This window comes from Bacillus sp. V33-4, assembly GCF_002860225.1.
GTDB classification, from domain to species: Bacteria; Bacillota; Bacilli; order Bacillales; family Cytobacillaceae; genus Bacillus_BJ; species Bacillus_BJ canaveralius.
Genome location: NZ_PGVC01000080.1, coordinates 1 through 2,580, shown reverse-complemented (window position 1 = coordinate 2,580; position 2,580 = coordinate 1). Strand labels below are relative to the sequence as shown.

Genomic DNA, 2,580 nt, shown 5'->3' with positions numbered 1-2,580 from the left:
TGTTTCTTTGAGTGGCACATAATCACGAAATCATCGGCATAGCGTATGAGTTCTCCCAGATGGGTGTTTTTTGCAAGCGAAAAGTGCAGAGAATTGCAGTGAAAAATACATAGGCTTGCAGCTAATTTGAACGTTAAATTCCCTCTGGTGCTTTAACAGATGAAAGTGCGTTTTTCAGCCTGTAACTTTCTCCTGTAAAAGCAATGATATGGGCGTGGTGGACCAACCGGTCCACGAGGGCAGAGGTCAATCGGTTATCCCCAAATACCCGGTTCCATTGGCCAAACTCCAAGTTTGAAGTTACTATGACACTTTTATGTTCATAACAGTCGGCGATAATGTGGAACAGTAATTCAGATCCCTGCTTCTGAAATGGCACATAGCCCAGTTCATCCAGAATAAGTAAATCACATTTTTCAATCTGGCGTTTTAGCCTTTGTAAGGTCCCTTCCTTTAATGCCTCTTCGAGCTGACCGACAAGGTCAGCTACCCGAAAGAACCGTACTTCATATCCCATCTCACATGCCTTGGCTCCAAGCGCGGTAGCCAAATGGGTTTTCCCTGTACCGGGAGAGCCAAGGAGAAGAAGATTTTGTTTTCCTTTCAGGAATTTCAGATCGATGATTTCTTCTTTGGTGGTGGTTGCTGGCAAATGAAGCTGCTCGGTCCATTCATAATCTTTCAGCCATTTAAGCTCCCTGAACTTAGCCTTTTTCATTAAACGCGTAATCTTTGCACTTTGTCTTAAAGTAATTTCCTTTGAGAGAACCTCCCTAAGGAATTGCTCTTTGGATACAAACTCGATTTCCTCATAGTGCTCGGCAACATATGCAAGATAGAGCGTCTTGCAAGCTTCTTTAAGGTCTTTCACTGCGAAACCCTCCGTTCAAGCTGTGGAATCAGCTTCCTGTCATATGTATGGAGGTCTGTTTGATAGTCATGTAGGATGCTCGGAGTATGTGACTCCGGCATTTTCTCGGGATACGCAGCCTTCTTGGCCTCGATTAGATAGCCGAGTTCATGCGGCAGTCTCTCAAACCTGTTCTCTGATTCCAAGGCCAAGTGGATTTCTTCAAGGGAGTTCTTCTCAAGGAGGACCTTAAGTCCTTTTAGCCTTTGTTTTATTTCTTCGGGTTTTATCGTAAGATAAACCCTGACCCTTTCGGGCAGGTACTTGAAAAAACGCGAATATTTAACGGCTCTCGGTTTCCTGGTCCAGTCCTCGAATATGTCGAGCCATGGAATAGCCCTGGTATTGTGCATGTAAGGCCTGAAGTCTTGATATACAATTTCACCGTCATTGGTGAAACAGGTAAAGTGATTCCATTCTTTTTTAATCACTAATGACTGCTTGATTTTCCCTTTATGAATAACGAATTTCTCTCCGTCTATCGTTATTTCACCATATTTGTTCAGAGTGGATTCGGCCAAAGAGTAGATCTCAATATCTCTGATAGGCAATGCCTTAAGCTGCCGGCGATCCTCTTCATATAAATCCTTTATTAAGATGGACTTTTCATAATGCGGTCGGTTCATATCTTCTTGCATCTTCATCTGCAGCCACGAAGCCAATTGTGGAAAATCCGTCATTTCAGGAGCTGTGACGAATAAGTTATTCCTCGTGTATCCCACTTTTTTCTCAACATTTCCTTTCTCATGCCCACTTGAAGGGTTGCACGCTTGGACTTCAAAGCCATAGTGGGCTTGAAAGCGGAGAAAGGAGTCTGTGTAGGTTCTTTTGTCTCCCTTTCCGATTGAAACAACGGCAGCCGATAGATTATCAATCCTCAAATGGGTGGGAACGCCTCCGGCCTGTTTGAATAATTGTTTCAATCCTTCTAGGAAACACTCTGAATTCTCTGCCGGAAGGGGATAGGCAAATCCTGCATTGCTAAAAGGGAAACTCATGATTAAGACCTTTAGGTCTTTATAGGCGCCATCCTTCACAACTGTCATTTGGCCAAAGTCTACCTGTGCTTCACCCGGAGGGTGTTCCAGTCTTTCATACCTCGTGGCCTTTTCGGCTTTGAGTGCCGGCCTCCTATATTGCACATATTCGCAGACCGTTCGGTACGACCCTTTAAAGCCTTGTTCGTCCCGGAGTTGCTCAAACATTCTCTTGCTTGTTCTTCTGTCTTTGTGCTTGAGCTTCATGTCTTCCTCAATCCAAATATCCACGATCTCCCCATAACCTTCTTCGTACATCATCCCCCGATTCTTTGAAGGAAGACGTTCAAGGGGGACATCCCCATCCGCATATCTCTTTACTGTCCTCCAATTCCTCCCTGTCTTTTTGGCAATCCCGTTAATGGATAGGTCTTCGTTATCTCTAAGATATTTGATATAATTAACTTCAGGCATTGCTAGCATCCTTTCAAATTCCCCCAACTGTTAAGATCTAGTCAATCCAAACAGTAGAGGTTATTTATAGTGCTGGCAAGCCTATTTTTTTATGCATTGGGATTGTGCATAAATCCCCCGCATATCTCTGTACTTTTATTTTGCATTAAACACAGATGGGAGAACTTCTTTAACCAGAGTGAATCCAGTACATTCAGGTAGATGTTTGATAACAGCGGA

At 43.6% G+C, this 2,580-nt stretch carries 2 protein-coding genes; both read right to left on the bottom strand.

From position 1 onward, the window contains the following. Positions 1-133: 133 nt before the first annotated feature. On the bottom strand, positions 134-871 hold the full coding sequence (istB, locus tag CVD23_RS21245) for an IS21-like element helper ATPase IstB (RefSeq protein WP_101667098.1): 738 nt from the start codon (positions 869-871) through the stop codon (positions 134-136). After that, positions 868-2,370 carry an IS21 family transposase gene (gene istA / locus CVD23_RS21240; protein ID WP_101667097.1) on the bottom strand — a complete coding sequence of 501 codons (1,503 nt, stop codon included), beginning with the start codon at positions 2,368-2,370 and terminating at the stop codon, positions 868-870. Before istA ends, istB begins: the two co-directional genes overlap by 4 nt. Positions 2,371-2,580 lie beyond the last annotated feature (210 nt).

Coding starts and splice junctions, on each gene's coding strand:
- istA (WP_101667097.1), bottom strand. CDS start 2,370: ATGCTAGCAATGCCTGAAGTTAATTATATCAAATATCTTAGAGATAAC.